This is a genomic window from Amycolatopsis sp. NPDC023774, from assembly GCF_040639695.1.
In the GTDB taxonomy this organism is placed as follows: domain Bacteria; phylum Actinomycetota; class Actinomycetes; order Mycobacteriales; family Pseudonocardiaceae; genus Amycolatopsis.
The window spans coordinates 11,950-27,157 of sequence record NZ_JBFAAJ010000051.1; the positions used below are offsets into that span (position 1 = coordinate 11,950).

A 15,208-nucleotide genomic window follows, 5' to 3' on the forward strand; every position below is an offset into this window, starting at 1 on the left:
GTCCACCGGGTTTGCCGACGCCGACTTCGGGGTATCTTGCGGCCGGATCACGACGCGGCCGTCGCCCGTCCGGGCGGTTACGGTGTGGGAATGCTCGCAAAGCCGGAAGGCAACCTTTGCCGGTTTGGCCGCCGGCTGCCGGGCGGCCGCTCCCGCACTGAACCGATCACGAACCCGCCCCGGCACCACCGGACGCCTCGGGCGGCCCCGGGGCGCGCCCAGTGCCAAGGGATTCCTCCTTGAACGGGTATCACCCGACTCCCGGGTAGCTGAACCGATCAACGCCGAAAGTCCTCATCCTGTAAGGCAAACGTAAGTCTGGACAACTCCTGGTCTTTGTCACGGGCCCGGCGGGGTCGGATTAGTGTGGGGGTGTCCGCCACGTTGTGGTGACGGATGCGTCTCGATCTCGAAACTGGAGAGTTGCCTCACATGAGCTCGACGGGAGTCTCGTCCCCGCCCGGAACAGATGTCGGTGCCGAGGTCGGCGCGTTGCGTCGCACGGCCAGCCCGGAACAGCTCCGGGACGAGCTGATCGACGCCGCCGCGGCGTTGGCGCCCGAGATCGGTGACCTGATCCGCCTGTACTACCGCCACATCCCGGCGGAGGAGATCGTCGGTGACGACCCCGTGGCGCTCGTCGGCGCGGTGCGCTCGCACCTCCAGCTGGCGAAGCAGCGCATGCCGGGACGCCCGGCGGTCCGGCTGCTGAACCCCACCGCGGCGCAGGACGGCTGGACCCGCGAGGCCACCGTCGTGCAGGTGGTCACCGACGACATGCCCTACCTCGTCGACAGCGTGGCGGCCGAGTTCGCGCGCGACGGCGTGCAGGTGCACCGCATCGTCCACCCGATCGTCGTGGTCAGCCGCGACGTCACGGGCGAACTCGCGGGCCTGCACCCCGACGCCGACCCGGCGAACCCGCCGGCCATGTCGGCGGCCGAGTCGTGGATGTACCTGGAGATCGACCTCGTCACGGACCCGAACCGCGCCCGCGAGCTGGACAACCGGCTGACCTCGGTGCTGGGTGACGTCCGCGAGGTCGTCGAGGACGCCGACAAGATGGCGCAGACCGCGTGCTCCGTGGCGGAGTCGCTGGAGCAGAACCCGCCGAAGCTGCCGGAACCCGCGCAGATCGGAGAGGGCGCCCGGCTGCTGCGCTGGCTCGCCGACGGCCACTTCACCTTCCTCGGCTACCGCCGCTACGAGCTGGTCGAGAACCCGCACCCCGATTCGGACGAGCCGGCGCTGCGCGCCGTCCTCGCGTCCGGTCTCGGCGTGCTGCGCCAGGACAGCCTCGCCGCCCGCAGCCTCACCGCGGGCCCGGACGACTACGCCAACGCGCTGTCCCCGACGCTGCTGGTGCTCACGCAGGCGAGCGCGCCCTCGACCGTGCACCGCCCGGTGTACCCGTACTACGTCGGCGTGAAGACGTTCGACGACGAGGGCAACGTGACCGGCGAGCACCGCTTCCTCGGTATGTTCACCACCACGGCGCTGCACGAGAACGTGCTGGACATCCCCGTGGTGTGCAAGCGCGTGCGCGAGGTCATCCACCGCGCCGGCTTCCCGATGGAGTCCTTCTCCGGCCAGCGGATGCTGGAGGTGCTGCAGAACTGGCCGCGCGCCGACCTGTTCTCCGCCGACACGGATTCGCTCTACGCCACCACGACCGGCGCCATCACGCTGTCGGACCGCCGGCGGCTGCGGCTGTTCCTGCGCCGCGACCCGTACGGCCGCTTCTACTCCTGCCTGGTCTACCTGCCGCGAGACCGCTACACCACGCGCTCGCGGCTGGCGATGCAGAAGGTGCTGCTGGAGGAGCTGGAAGGCACCCAGCTCGAGTACAGCGCGCGGATCGGCGAGACCGTGCTCGCGCAGGTGCACTTCATCGTGCACACCGACCCGGCGCACCGGATCGAGCCCGACACGCTGCGGATCCAGGAACGCCTCAACACGGTGGTCCGCAGCTGGGACGACCGCATGGTCGAGGCGATCCTGGCCGAGCGCCGCGAGCGCGCGGGCGACGGCCAGCCGATCGGCGTGATGGGCGAGGAGTCCGCCGTCGACCAGGGCCAGCGCTTCGCCGCGGTGTTCCCCGAAGGGTACAAGGAGGATTTCACCGCCGACGAGGCGCTCGCCGACCTGCGCAAGCTCGACACGCTGGCCGACGAGGGCGACCTGGCGCTGTCGTTCTACCTGCCCGCCGACGCGGAGCCGGGCGAGCGCCGGTTCAAGCTCTACCTGCGCGGCGAAGGCGTGACGTTGTCGAAGGTCCTGCCGGTGCTGCAGGCCATGGGCGTCGAGGTCGTCGACGAGCGGCCGTACGAGCTGTTCCGCGAAGACGGCGGCGCCAGCTGGATCTACGACTTCGGCCTGCGCATCGAGGCGAAGTACCTCGACGAGAGCAGCAGCGTCGCGCTCGACGCGCTGCGCGAGCGGTTCCAGGACGCGTTCCACGCCGCGTGGCGCGGCGATGCGGAGGTCGACGGCTTCAACGGCCTCGTGCTGCGCGCCGGTCTCACGTGGCGCCAGGCCGCCGTGCTGCGCGCGTACTCGCGTTATCTGCAGCAGGCCCGCAGCCCGTTTTCCCAGGCATACATCCAGAACACGGTCCTGAAGCACACCGAAGTGGCCACGCGGCTGCTGAACCTGTTCGAGACGCGCTGCGACCCGCAACTGTCCGATGTGGACCGAAAGACGCGGGAGGACTCGCTCGTCGGCGAGATCACCGCGATGATCGACGAGGTCACCAGCCTCGACGAGGACCGCATCCTGCGCCGCCTCATGGCCGTGATCAACGCGACGCTGCGCACCAACTACCACGTGACGGACGCGGACGGCGCCGCGCGGCCGTACTTCGCGATCAAGCTCGACCCGAGCGGCGTGCCGGAGCTGCCGGAACCGCGGCCGAAGTTCGAGATCTTCGTGTACTCGCCGCGCGTGGAAGGTGTGCACCTGCGCTTCGGCGAGGTCGCGCGTGGTGGCCTGCGCTGGTCGGACCGGCGCGAGGACTTCCGCACGGAGGTCCTCGGCCTGGTCAAGGCGCAGGCGGTGAAGAACGCCGTGATCGTGCCCGTGGGCGCGAAGGGCGGCTTCGTGGTGAAGCGCCCGCCGGCTCCCACCGGCGACGCCGGCCTCGATCGCGACGCGCAGCTCACCGAGGGCATCGCGTGCTACCGCATGTTCATCTCGGGCCTGCTCGACCTCACCGACAACCGCGTCGAGGGCAAGACCGTGCCCGCCCCGGGCGTGGTGCGCCATGACGCCGACGACAGCTACCTCGTCGTCGCGGCCGACAAGGGCACCGCGAAGTTCTCCGACATCGCCAACGAGGTCTCGGGCCAGTACGGCTTCTGGCTCGGCGACGCGTTCGCTTCCGGCGGCTCGGTCGGCTACGACCACAAGGCGATGGGCATCACCGCCAAGGGCGCGTGGGAGAGCGTGAAGCGCCACTTCCGCGAGCTGGGCAAGGACACCCAGACCGAGGACTTCACGACCGTCGGCATCGGCGACATGATGGGCGACGTCTTCGGCAACGGCATGCTGCTGAGTGAGCACATCCGCCTGGTGGCCGCGTTCAACCACATGCACGTGTTCCTCGACCCGAACCCGGACGCCGCGTCGTCCTTCGCGGAGCGGCGCCGGCTGTTCGACCTGCCGCGCAGCTCGTGGGACGACTACGACCGCTCGCTCATCAGCGAGGGCGGCGGCATCTACCCGCGCTCGGCCAAGACGATCCCGATCAGCCCGCAAGTGCGCGAGGCGCTCGGCATCGCCGACGGCGTCACGCACCTGCCGCCGATGGAGCTCATCCAGGCGATCCTGCTGGCGCCGGTCGAGCTGCTGTGGAACGGCGGCATCGGCACCTACGTCAAGGCGGAGGCCGAGACCCACGGCGACGCGGGCGACAAGGCCAACGACGCGATCCGCGTCAACGGCAACCAGCTGCGGGTGAAGGTCGTGGGCGAAGGCGGCAACCTGGGCCTGACCCAGCTCGGCCGCATCGAGTTCGCGCGGGCCGGCGGAAAGATCAACACCGACGCGCTCGACAACTCGGCCGGGGTCGACTGCTCCGACCACGAGGTCAACATCAAGATTTTGCTCGACCACCTCGTGGCCACCGGGGACCTCGAGCACACGCGGCGCAACTCGCTGCTGGAGGAGATGACCGACGAGGTCTCCGACCTGGTGCTGGCCGACAACTACCGGCAGAACGCGGTGCTCGGCGTGAGCCGGGCCCACGCCGGTCCGATGGTGTCGGTGCACGCGCGGCAGGTTTCGTCGCTCGTCGCGAAGGGCGCCTTCGACCGCAAGCTGGAAGCCCTGCCGAGCTCCTCGGAGTTCCGCGCGCTGGAGAAAGCGGGCGAAGGCCTGTCGTCGCCGGAGCTCGCGACGCTGCTGGCCCACGTGAAGCTCGACCTCAAGGACGAGCTGCTGGCCAGCGAGCTGGTCGACTCCGAGGTGTTCACGCGCCGGCTGCCGGAGTACTTCCCGAAGCCGCTGCGCGAGCAGTTCGCCGACGCGATCACACAGCACCCGCTGCGCCGCCAGATCACCACGACGCTCGTGACCAACGAGCTGGTGGACGGCGGCGGCATCTCGTTCGTCTTCCGCCTCATGGAGGAGATGAACGCGACGGCCACCGACGCGGTGCGCGCGTACGCCGTGGTCACCCACGTCTACGACCTGCCGAAGCTGTGGGCCGAGATCGACGCGCTCGACAACGTGGTGCCCACCGCAGTCGCCGACGCGATGGTGCTGGAGACGCGCCGCCTGCTCGACCGCGCCGCCCGCTGGTTCCTCACCAACCGGCCGCAGCCGCTCGCGCCGCTGGCCGAGATCAACCGGTTCGGCCCGGTCGTCGCGGAGCTCGGCCCGAAGCTGGGCGACCTGCTGCGCGGCCGCGAGCTGGAGTCCGTGGAGGAGGACGCCGGCAAGCTCGTGGCCGACGGCGTGCCTGCCGACCTCGCCCGCCGCGTGGCGCTGCTGCTGCACAGCTACGGCCTGCTCGACGTGGTCGAGGTCGCCGAGCTGGCCGAGCAGCAGGTGGGGCTCGACGCGCTGCACAGCCCGGCCGACACCGCCGAGCTGTACTACGCGCTCTCGGACCACCTGGACATCGACAACATGCTCACCGAGATCAGCAAGCTCGAACGCGGCAACCGCTGGCACGCCCTCGCGCGGCTCTCGCTGCGTGACGACGTGTACGGCTCGCTGCGCGCCATCACGCTCGACGCGCTGCGCCACAGCGACCTGGACGTGGAGACCGACGCGAAGATCTCGCAGTGGGAGAAGACCAACGCGTCGCGGCTGTCGCGCGCCCGCGTGGCGCTCGACGAGATCACCCGCTCCGGGCGCCTCGACCTCGCGACGCTGTCGGTGGCGGCTCGCCAGATCAGGAGCACGGTCCGGTGACCTACGTTTCGCACGTCCGGCCGCGCTGGTCGGACATGGACGTGTACGGGCACGTCAACCACGCCAACATGGTGACGCTCCTGGAAGAGGCGCGGATTCCGGTGCTGTTCGGCGACGCGGTGAAAGCCGGGCTGACCGAGCTGCCCAAGGGCGTGGTCGTGGTGAAGCTCGGCGTGCACTACCGCGCGCCGATCGTCGTCACGCCCGAGACGTCGGTGCGGGTGGAGATCACGCTCACCGAGGTGAAGGCGGCCAGCATCACGCTGGCCTACGTCGTGCACACCGGGCCCGAGGTGTCGGACCCGGTGGCTGTGACGGCGGAGACCGTGCTGGCGCCGTACGACACCGTCAAGCTGCGTCCGCGGCGCCTGTCCGCCGAGGAGACCGAGTTCCTCAAGAAGGTGTTCGCCGATGCCTGAGCTGCGCATCCCCGACGCGGGCGACCGCGACACGCTCGGCGCGTTCGTCGCCCGCGCGGTGCGGCTCGACGGCAACACGGCCGTGCGGCTGCGCAACCGCCCCGACGGCGGCGTGGTCGAAGCGTGGACGGCCACACCGTTCGAGGTCCTCGCCACCCGCGCGGTGGCGGGGACCGTGACCCCGGCCGACGTCACCGTGTCGGGCAACGAGCTGCTGGCGGCCCTCACGGTCGCCGGCGGCGAGGTCATGGACCCCGGCCCCGCGCGCGACCTGCTCTGGCACGCGGAGCTGCCCGCGTCCGGCCGCTGGCAGCTCGTGGACGACCTGCCGGTCGGCGTGGTGTCCGACCTGGCCGACCGCGGCGTCACGCTGGCCCGCGACAACGTCGGCCCGCACGGCACGCCGCCGGCGTCGCTGATGGACCAGGCCGTGCTGACGGTGACCGGCGGCGAGCTCGAGGTGAAGGTGCAGTTGCGCTGCCTGTTCGCCTTGTCCGGCATGGGGTTGTTCGACTCGTCCATCGCCGGCGACGTGGTCCGCGTGACGGCCACGGACTCGTGGTTGCGGCTCGATGCCCGGTATGGGGCGGTGCTGAAGCGAAGGCACGCGTTGTTGCCGCTGCTTTTCTGAAATCCGCCTGATTCTGCGACACTCACTCCGGTCAAGTTGTCTGTTCGCTTTGTCTGGAATTGCGCGAAGAATGCACCCGCCATTGCCCCTTCGCTTCTGATTTTCTTGCGATTTCCTTGCGGCCGTGGTGATTTCCCGGCGACGGTGCGAGGGTGGGGAGATGACCGACCCCGACGGTGACCCGACGGCGGATTTCCTCGCCGACGTGCGAGCCGAGCAGACGCCGTGGCGCACCGACCGCCCGGTGGACGCCGAGGGGCCCGAGCCGGCGGGCCAAACCGGGCGCCCCGGGCGCTTTTCGAAGGTCGGCCGAGCCGTGGGTGAAGCAGCTCCGTATGTCCAAGCCGCGTTGTTCGCGGCGTGGATCGCCACGTCAGTGGTCGATTCCGGCGACGGTTCGGGTGGAATGAACGGAGGTCAGAGCGGTTAGGTGGTCCCCGTGGACCGAAACTCCGGGTAGAGTCGGTGCCGGATCAGCCGCCGATGTCCGATTCGGCGCGACCTCGAACACCGCACCGCCGGTTGTCGTGGCTTTTTGCGCGCACGCGGTCCGCAGGCCGTTTTCGCCCGCTTGAGCCGAATTGCCGGCGGTGGAGGGGAGACCCATGCTCCTGTCCGGTCCCGATCGTCTGACAACCGAAGCCGTGCACGAAGATCCACTGGTGCTGAGACGGGCGCTGGTCGGCTACGTCCGCGCGGTGGCCGAAGCCGTGGACGTCTCCGTGGAGGGGACGTCGTGCGAGGTCGCCGACACCGTCACGGCTTACGTGGCGCTGAGCCGCCGCTCGCCGCGCTACCCCGGCCGTGACTTGATGTTGCTCTGGAACTCACGGCAGGGTTGGACGCTTTCCGTGGAGACGCGGCCGGCCGAGCCGCCGCTCGTCGTCGCGCGCCTGGGCGGAGACGTCGTCCCGGAACCCGCCCTCGTGGGCCGGTTCGTCGCCCAGGTGGTGTCGGCTTCTGGCAACGCCGGGTGGACCACGCCGCCCAGCCGCGCCGCCGCCGACCGAGGCGAGCTGGCGGCCCAGCTGGAACGACGTGTCCGGCCCGTCGTCAGGCGGTCTTGAGCTTTCGCGCCAGCCGCTCCGGGCGGGGCCAGCGAACCTGAGACGCCCAGTTCAACTTCTCGAACAGCCAGATGAGCCGAGCTGACGTGTCCAGTTGGCCCCGGCCCACGCCGTGGCGGGCGCCGGTCGGGTCGGCGTGGTGGGAGTTGTGCCACGACTCGCCGAACGACAGGATCGCCAGCGGCCAGAAGTTGGCCGAGCGGTCCCGCGCCTCGAAGGGGCGCTCACCGATCATGTGGCACAGCGAGTTCACCGACCACGTCACGTGGTGCAGCGCTGCCACCCGCACGAGCCCGGCCCAGAAGAACGCCGTGAGCGCGCCCCACCAGCTCATCGTGGCGAGGCCGCCGATCAGCGCCGGTGCCAGCAGCGTCACGGCGGTCAGCACGGGGAAGAGGCTGTCGACGCGGCGGATGTCGGGATCGTCCAGCAGATCCGGGGCGAAGCGGCGCGAGTTGGTCTTGTCGCGGTCGAACAGCCAGCCCATGTGCGCGTGCCAGAACCCCTTGGCCAGCGCGGCGGGCGTGGTGCCGTAGCGCCACGGGGAGTGCGGGTCGCCGTCGCGGTCGGAGTAGGCGTGGTGGCGGCGGTGGTCGGCGACCCACGAGATCACGGGGCCCTGCATCGCCATGCTGCCGGCCACGGCGAGCGCGATCCGCAGGCCGCGGCGGGCGCGGAATGAGCCGTGGGTGAAGTAACGGTGGAAGCCGATCGTGATGCCGAGGCCGCTGAGGTAGTAGAACCCGACGGCGAGGCCGATGTCGAGCCAGCTGAGCCCCCAGCCCCAGGCCAGGGGCACCGCGGCGATGACCGCAAGCAGGGGGAGCACGGCGAACAGCTTCACGAGGAAGGCTTCGGTGCCCGTCTTGCGGCCGGCGAGCATGGGCTGGGGCGCGGGCCGTTCACGGACGGCTGTCGCTGTGCTCGATGACGTTGGGGCAGCGGAAGGAAAGGTGGCGCGAGGGGTGTCGATGCTGGAACGCTCCTGTCGAGCTGGTCCGGTCGCTGCACTCTGCAGGACCGAGGCCGGTTCGGCGGTGTGCCCGGGCGGCCCTGGCAGTTCAGGGAACGCGCCGTTGCGCGGGAGCACACCGTTCGTGCGGTCCGGCCCTCGAGGGCCGGCCACGACCTTCTCCTTCAACGAACCGTTCGCCGGCAGGGTTCCCGGCGGACTTGCCCCGCACTTCCCCGAGAACGGCCGAGGGGCCGGTGCACGTGGCACCGGCCCCTCGGAAACCGTTGTGACGTCAGAGAATCGTGACGGAAGTGGCCTGCGGCCCCTTCTGGCCCTGGCCGATCTCGAACTCCACGCGCGCGTTCTCCTCCAGGCTACGGAAACCGTTGCCCTGGATCTCGGAGTAGTGCACGAACACGTCGCCACCGCCGTTGTCCGGCGTGATGAAGCCGAAGCCCTTTTCGGCGTTGAACCACTTCACGGTGCCTTGCGTCATAAATGTCTCCACCACTGAAAACGATCGAGGTACCACTTCGGCACCCGGGTCGAAGACCGACGGTTTGATCTTCCGGTGACGGAGAACCACTACGCCCGCGCATCTTGCGAGCGTGGCTGCGGGGAGTACCCACCGCACGAACACAAAATATGACCGCGGTCAGTTAACCATGCCGGACGCGGTCGCACCAGCCCACTGATCAGGTGGGGCCACGGTGGCCGGAGGCCCGTTCGCACTGTCTGTCCCTTGTGGACCGAAGGTGGACCGGCGCCGGTACTGACCAGTGCTTCATTGTGCACGCGGGTGCACGTCGTGTAACGTCGGTTACGTCGAGAGAGTTCTTCCCGCGCGCCGGCAGCAGAGCCGGCGTCGTCTTCGGCCGACCGCGAGGCCTGAGCCGGCTGCTCGGCCGGCCGTCGTCCCACCTGAATCTCGACGACTGCATTTCACAGAGGAGCCAGATGCGCTCGGAACGTCGTCCGCTGTCCCCCGACACCAGTGAGTTCGCCCGAGCCCGCGTCTCCGCGGAGCTGGGCCTGCGCCACCAGCGCAACCAGGCGGCCCGGACCGTCGCCGGCCGTGCCCGCGACGTGGACGACCTGCGTGGCCTGCTGGCCATGCTGGGCCTCGAGGCCGGGGCCCGCGGCTAGCCTTCCCGCTTCACCACGCTCAGACCAGCCACGCCGCCGAGTCCGGCGGCAGCCTGCCGTCCACGAGCGGGCTGCTGGACACCAGCAGCTCGCCGGGCGGCAGGGCGATCGAGCTCGCCGACGTGTTCAGCGCGCAGATCAGGCCGCCCCTTCCGCCGCGACGGAACGCGAAGCAGCCGGCGGGCGCGCCGTACCACTCCAGCTCGTCACCGACCCGGAACGCGGCGTGGGTCTTGCGCAGCTCGACCGCCCGCCGGTACAGCGAGAGCGTGGACGACACGTCTTCCAGCTGGCGTTCCGCCGTCAGTTCCGCCCATTCGGCCGGCATCGGCAGCCACGTCCGCGGGTTGCGCGAAAAGCCGAACGGCGGCAGCGAACCCTCCCATGGCATCGGCACGCGCTCGGGATCCCGGCTGAACTGCGGGCCCTGGCTGCGCGCTCGCGGGTCGGCCATCGCCTCGGGCGGGATCTCGCCGTTCGGCAGGCCGAGCTCTTCGCCGTTGTACAGGTAGACCGCACCCGGCAGGGCCAGCTCCACGAGCGCCATGGCCCGCGCGCGCCGAAGCCCGGCCGTGCCGCCGCCGAAGCGGCTCACGGTGCGCCACACGTCGTGGTTGGACAGCGTCCACGTGGCGGGCGCGCCGGCCGCGCGCGGCACGGCCAGCGACCGCTCGATCGACGTGCGCATCGCGTCGGCGTCGAAGTGCGTGAGCACCAGGCGGAAGTTGAACGCCAGGTGCAGCTCGTCGGGCCGCAGGTAGCGCGCGAGGCGTTCTTCGTCGTGCACCCAGATCTCGCCGACGGCCATCGTGTCCGGGTACTCGTCGAGCACCTTGCGGATCATCTGGTGGACCTCGTGCGCGCCGTCGTCGTCGAAGCGCGGGTCGTAGTGCTCGCCGCCGCCGAACCCGGCCGCGCGCGGGTCCATGTCGGGCAGGCCGGGCGGCTTCGCCATGCCGTGGGCCACGTCGATGCGGAACCCGTCGACACCGCGGTCGAGCCAGAACCGCAGCGTGCGCTCGAGGTCGTAGCGCACGTCGGCGTTGGCGTAGTTGAGATCCGGCTGCTGCGGGGCGAACAGGTGGAGGTACCACTGCCCGTCGGGCACGCGCGTCCAGGCGGACCCGCCGAACACGGAAACCCAGTTGTTGGGCGGTTCCGAGCCGTCGGTGCCGCGGCCGTCGCGGAAGACGTAGCGGTCGCGTTCGGGGCTGCCGGGCGCGGCGGCCATCGCGGACTTGAACCACGAGTGCTGGTTGCTGGTGTGGTTCGGGACGATGTCCACGGTCACCTTGATGCCGCGCTTGTGCGCCTCGGTGAGCAGCACGTCGAAGTCGCCGAGCGTGCCGAACATCGGGTCCACGTCACGCGGGTCGGACACGTCGTAGCCGTGGTCGGCCATGGGGGAGCGGTAGAACGGCGTGAGCCACAGCGCGTCGACGCCGAGCAGCTCAAGGTACCCCAGCCGGCTGCGGACGCCTTCGAGGTCGCCGACCCCGTCGCCGTCGGAGTCGGCGAACGAGCGCACGTAGACCTGGTAGAAGACGGCGTCGGACCACCACGCCGGGCGGGGCCGGTCCTCCGGGGACCGGTGGCGCCCCGCCACCGGGGGTCTCATCAGACGAAGCTGTTCATCATGCTGTGGGCCGCCATCTCGAGGTAGGCCCACAGCTGCTCGCGGTACGGCTCGGGCAGGTTCTCCTCGTCGACCGCCACGCGGATCGCGCGCAGCCACGCGTCGCGCTCGATCGGGCCGATCTTGAACGGCGCGTGGCGCATCCGCAGCCGCGGGTGGCCCCGGCGGTCGGAGTAGGTGTGCGGGCCGCCCCAGTACTGGATGAGGAACAGCCGGAAGCGTTCCTCGGCCGGGCCGAGGTCCTCCTCCGGGTACAGCGGGCGCAGGATCTCGTCGGTCGCCACTTCCTGGTAGAAGCGCGCGACGATGCGCCGGAACGTCGGTTCACCGCCCACGGCCTCGTACAGGTTCGCGGGTTCGGAGCCACTCACAGTCGACACCCCTCCATCTTGCCCTTACCGCGGCTACTTGTCGGCGCCCGGTGCGGACAGGTACCGGCCGAGGGGCGGCTCGAAGCCCGCCTGCTCCAGCGCGGCGAGCAGGTGCGCGCGCAGCGCCCGCTGCACGGCCCACTGCTTGCCGGGCCGCACCTTCACCGTCAGCCGCAGCTGGATGCCCTCCGGCGTGACCTTCTCCACGCCCAACATCTCCGGCGGCTCCATCACGTTGGCGGCGAGCGCCTCGCTCTCGGACGCCTTCGTGGCCGCGTTGGTGAGCACGGTAGTGGCGAGGTCGACGTCGGCGGAGTAGCCCAGCGGTACGTCGACCACGGCTACGGCGAAGCCCTGGCTGGAGTTGCCGACGCGCAGCACCTCGCCGTTGCGCACGTACCAGACGGTGCCGCCGAGGTCGCGCAGCGTGGTGATGCGCAGGCCCACGGCCTCGACGGTGCCGGTCGCCGCGCCGATGTCCACGACGTCGCCCACGCCGTACTGGTCCTCGATCATCATGAAGATCCCGGACAGGAAGTCGCGCACGAGGTTCTGCGCGCCGAACCCGAGGGCGACGCCGACGATGCCCGCCGACGCGATGATCGGCGCCAGGTTGATGCCCAGCTCACCCAGCACGAGGATGAACGCCAGGCCGTAGATGAGGAACGTGGACATCGACTTCAGCACCGAGCCGATCGTCGCGGCGCGCTGCCGGCGCCGCTCCACCACCGCCGGGCCGAGCACGTCGGGGGCGCGCTCGCGCAGCGGTCTCAACAGGGCGGGCAGCTTGCCGTTGCCGGCGCGCGGCAGCGTGGTCACGCGGTCGATGAGCCGGCGTGTGAGATACCGCACCACGAACGCGAGAACGAGGATCAGGATGATCCGCAGCGGCTTGGTCACGAGCCAGCCCGCCGAACCGGCGAGCCACTCGTTGTGCGTGATCGAAAAGACCTGCGAGCACCACGTGCTGGGGTCGGAGATGCACGCTGGCGGGGCGCTGAGCACGGCGTTCACGGGGTGGAACAGTCCTTCCGTCGCTTCGGTTCACCCAACGGCAAGTGGATGTTGGGTCGCGGGCACGTGACACGTCACGTAACACACGTGCACTTTGGGGCTGATGTGTGGTCGACTATGCCTGCACCGGTGGAGGTGGTCGAGTGCCAGACCGACAACCCGTCCCCCTCGGCGGCGCCGGCCAAGCCATGGCCGAGCAGTCGCCGGAGACGGTCCTGCGCGCCTGCCCGGGAGGTTCCGCACCCGGCGGAACGAACCCGGCCGGGCCGGGGACCCGACCAGGGGGAATTTCCCGTCCGCCCGGACAGCGTAGAGGCCGGGACCCGGCGACCCCGTCCTGGGGCCGCCGTCGCGTATTGCTGCTGAACGCCACCTTCGAGCCCCTCACCGCGTTGCCCATGCGGCGCGCGGTGGTGCTCGTGATGTGCGGCAAGGCGGAAGTTGTCCACGGTGACCCGGGCGGTGTGGAGCTGCACGCCGCGACCGTGTCGCTGCCCGTCCCGTCCGTGATCCGGCTGAGCACGTACGTGCGCGTGCCGTACCGCGCGAAGGTGCCGCTGACCCGGGCCGGGCTCATGCACCGCGACCGGTACCGCTGCGCCTACTGCGGCGGCCGGGCCGAGACGATCGACCACGTCCTGCCGCGCAGCCGCGGCGGACCCCACAGCTGGACCAACTGCGTGGCCTGCTGCGCCAAGTGCAACCACCGCAAAGCCGACAAGCTCCTCTCGGAGCTGGGCTGGCGCCTGCGCGTGGTGCCGCGGGCGCCGCACGGCCCGCACTGGCGCCTGCTGGCGCACTCCAAGGAGGCCGACCCGCTGTGGCGGCCGTACCTGGGTTCCGCGGCCTGACGGACTGTCTGACGGGCCCGTGGGAAAGGCTCTGACACGTCGGCGCCCCGGCTGCCTGTGCGGCGGCCGGGGCGAGCCGATGAGTCGTTGAGCCCTGTCCGCGCGTGTTCCCGCGCGGTGGTTCCACCTTCACGCGCGCCCCTACGCCGGGTGCGCGCGTCCTGCTTTTCTCAGGCGGCCAGCGCGAAGTCGGCCTGCGAAGTCACCCGGGTGCCCCGGGTGACTCGGGTGCCGCACGTGACTCGCGTGCCGTTGGTGACGCGCGTGCCGCGGGTCACGTGGGTGCCACTCGTTACTCGGGTGCCGGCCGTCACGCGGGTGCCGTTGGTGACGCGCGTGCCGCGGGTGACTCGAGTGCCCCGCGTGACCCGCGTGCCCCCGGTGACGCGGGTACCGCGAGTGACCCGGGTACCGCGGGTAACCCTTGTGCCGGACGTCACACGCGTTCCGGTCAGGAATTCGGTCTCGCTGGGTGACGAAATGGGATCGGTGATCGCCTGAGCGGGGGGCTGGACGTTCTGCATGACGTGGCCTCCTGGGACCGGTGCGTGACCTGCTGGGGCTGAGGAGCGGACCGCAAGGCCCGTACAGGTGAAAAAGCTACGAGCATTTCAGTGCGCCGACAAGACAGGGGCGACCGGTACGGCCGCCTGTACGTTGAGTTGCAACCTTTCGGCCCGCCCGGCTTCGCCCCAACGTTCCAGCGCGTGCGAGCCAAGCGGCGGACGGGCGCTCCCGCACGACGAGCGGTCGCGTCCCGGCGCGGCGCCGTGCGGTGGCCACCAGGGCCATCCGATACGCTCACCGGCGTGAACGTTGTCGAGACGATCCTGGTCTACGCGGTCATCCCCCTGGCCATCTACTTGGTGGTCGGTGCGGCCACCCTGCGGAAGAAGTTCTCGGGGACGCCGCGGTACCGGCCGGGACAGCCGTGGGAGTACCCCGCGATGTGGTGGACCGCCAACCCGGAGGGTGTCGGTGCGGGTCACCACGCCGTCGATCCGGACTCTGTGGAGCCCTCGGGCACCCTGACCGCTGCCGGAGGCGCACGTGGCAAGTGGTGAACTCGCGCACTCGGCCTCGGCCGTGGACGTCGCCGAGAAAGACCTGCCCTTTGGTGAGGTGATCACCAACAGCGGCCGCCGTTCCGCGGCCAAGATGTACGAGCCGGCCGAGCCGACCAGCCCATTTTCGGTTCAGCAGCTCGCCCGCCTGGACGAGGCACTGACCTTCGCGACGCGCGAAACCGGCGTCGCCTTCAGCGTGTACCTCGGCGACCTCGGCGAGGACACCCGCGCCGGGGCCGAGAAGCTGCTGGCCTCGACCGAGGACCCGGCCAACGCCGTGGTTGTCGCGGTCTCGCCCGCGCAGCGCGCGATCGAGATCGTGATCGGCGAGCGCTCGCACGTCCGCCTGCCCGACCGCGGCGCAAACCTGGCCGTGGCGAGCATGGTCGCGTCGTTCAAGGAGGGTGACCTGGTCGGCGGCCTCGTCAACGCCCTGCGCATGCTGAGCGACCAGGCCGGGCCGGACCCGAAGCACTGACGTCGTCCTGACGCACCGAAGGGGGCCTCCTCGACTGTCGAGGAGGCCCCCTTCGGCGTTCGGGGTGGTGGGCCGCCCCCCGGCGGGCCCCCCCCCCCCCCCCCGGCGGGGGGGGATAGGCCCCGGCGGGGGAGGCGGCCAACAGCGGCGCGCGA

At 70.6% G+C, this 15,208-nt stretch carries 15 protein-coding genes; 9 read left to right on the top strand and 6 right to left on the bottom strand.

Going from position 1 to position 15,208, the window contains the following annotated elements:
• Positions 1-432 precede the first annotated feature (432 nt).
• The 5 genes from AB0F91_RS44210 to AB0F91_RS44230 all read left to right on the top strand — a co-directional run bounded on the left by AB0F91_RS44210 (position 433) and on the right by AB0F91_RS44230 (position 7,535).
• The gene (locus AB0F91_RS44210; protein WP_360608002.1) at positions 433-5,418 is read left to right on the top strand and encodes an NAD-glutamate dehydrogenase; all 4,986 of its coding nucleotides are present in this window, start codon (positions 433-435) and stop codon (positions 5,416-5,418) included.
• Positions 5,415-5,837 (top strand): thioesterase family protein, encoded by a 423-nt coding sequence (locus tag AB0F91_RS44215; protein WP_360608004.1) that lies wholly within the window; start codon positions 5,415-5,417, stop codon positions 5,835-5,837. Before AB0F91_RS44210 ends, AB0F91_RS44215 begins: the two co-directional genes overlap by 4 nt.
• Entirely contained in the window at positions 5,830-6,468 is a 639-nt protein-coding gene (locus AB0F91_RS44220) for a hypothetical protein (RefSeq protein WP_360608006.1), read from the top strand. Before AB0F91_RS44215 ends, AB0F91_RS44220 begins: the two co-directional genes overlap by 8 nt.
• A 160-nt stretch (positions 6,469-6,628) precedes the next feature.
• A complete protein-coding gene (locus AB0F91_RS44225) occupies positions 6,629-6,898 on the top strand; it encodes a hypothetical protein (protein ID WP_360608008.1) in 270 nt (89 codons plus the stop codon).
• Positions 6,899-7,112: 214 nt separating this feature from the next.
• Positions 7,113-7,535 (top strand): DUF6292 family protein, encoded by a 423-nt coding sequence (locus tag AB0F91_RS44230; protein ID WP_360608010.1) that lies wholly within the window; start codon positions 7,113-7,115, stop codon positions 7,533-7,535.
• Here the strand turns inward: AB0F91_RS44230 and AB0F91_RS44235 are convergent.
• Positions 7,522-8,418, bottom strand: a complete 897-nt coding sequence (locus AB0F91_RS44235; RefSeq protein ID WP_360608012.1) for a fatty acid desaturase — start codon at positions 8,416-8,418, stop codon at positions 7,522-7,524. The genes AB0F91_RS44230 and AB0F91_RS44235 overlap by 14 nt on opposite strands.
• Before the next feature lie 364 nt (positions 8,419-8,782).
• Positions 8,783-8,986 carry a cold-shock protein gene (locus AB0F91_RS44240; protein ID WP_220243000.1) on the bottom strand — a complete coding sequence of 68 codons (204 nt, stop codon included), beginning with the start codon at positions 8,984-8,986 and terminating at the stop codon, positions 8,783-8,785.
• 461 nt (positions 8,987-9,447) lie between these two features.
• Between AB0F91_RS44240 and AB0F91_RS44245 the strand changes: the two genes are divergently transcribed.
• Entirely contained in the window at positions 9,448-9,636 is a 189-nt protein-coding gene (locus AB0F91_RS44245) for a hypothetical protein (RefSeq protein WP_360608014.1), read from the top strand.
• 19 nt (positions 9,637-9,655) lie between these two features.
• On the opposite strand, the gene AB0F91_RS44250 is transcribed toward AB0F91_RS44245, so the two are convergent.
• The 3 genes from AB0F91_RS44250 to AB0F91_RS44260 are packed head-to-tail and all read right to left on the bottom strand — an operon-like array spanning position 9,656 to position 12,657.
• Entirely contained in the window at positions 9,656-11,254 is a 1,599-nt protein-coding gene (locus AB0F91_RS44250; RefSeq protein WP_360608016.1) for a glycoside hydrolase family 13 protein, read from the bottom strand.
• Complete coding sequence (locus AB0F91_RS44255; RefSeq protein WP_360608026.1) at positions 11,254-11,643, bottom strand: globin; 390 nt, start codon at positions 11,641-11,643, stop codon at positions 11,254-11,256. The genes AB0F91_RS44250 and AB0F91_RS44255 overlap by 1 nt, the downstream gene beginning before the upstream one ends.
• A gap of 33 nt (positions 11,644-11,676) precedes the next feature.
• Positions 11,677-12,657 (bottom strand): mechanosensitive ion channel domain-containing protein, encoded by a 981-nt coding sequence (locus AB0F91_RS44260; protein ID WP_360608018.1) that lies wholly within the window; start codon positions 12,655-12,657, stop codon positions 11,677-11,679.
• Between the two features lie 398 nt (positions 12,658-13,055).
• On the opposite strand from AB0F91_RS44260, the gene AB0F91_RS44265 reads away from it, so the two are divergent.
• Positions 13,056-13,508, top strand: a complete 453-nt coding sequence (locus AB0F91_RS44265; RefSeq protein WP_220246993.1) for an HNH endonuclease — start codon at positions 13,056-13,058, stop codon at positions 13,506-13,508.
• A 170-nt stretch (positions 13,509-13,678) separates the two neighbouring features.
• On the opposite strand, the gene AB0F91_RS44270 is transcribed toward AB0F91_RS44265, so the two are convergent.
• The gene (locus AB0F91_RS44270) at positions 13,679-14,032 is read right to left on the bottom strand and encodes a hypothetical protein (RefSeq protein ID WP_360608020.1); all 354 of its coding nucleotides are present in this window, start codon (positions 14,030-14,032) and stop codon (positions 13,679-13,681) included.
• A gap of 285 nt (positions 14,033-14,317) precedes the next feature.
• On the opposite strand from AB0F91_RS44270, the gene AB0F91_RS44275 reads away from it, so the two are divergent.
• Both AB0F91_RS44275 and AB0F91_RS44280 read left to right on the top strand, forming a co-directional pair.
• The gene (locus AB0F91_RS44275) at positions 14,318-14,572 is read left to right on the top strand and encodes a hypothetical protein (RefSeq protein ID WP_360608022.1); all 255 of its coding nucleotides are present in this window, start codon (positions 14,318-14,320) and stop codon (positions 14,570-14,572) included.
• Positions 14,559-15,053: a DUF5130 family protein gene (locus tag AB0F91_RS44280; RefSeq protein WP_360608024.1), complete on the top strand. Its 495-nt coding sequence runs from the start codon at positions 14,559-14,561 to the stop codon at positions 15,051-15,053. The genes AB0F91_RS44275 and AB0F91_RS44280 overlap by 14 nt, the downstream gene beginning before the upstream one ends.
• The last annotated feature ends 155 nt before the right edge of the window (positions 15,054-15,208 follow it).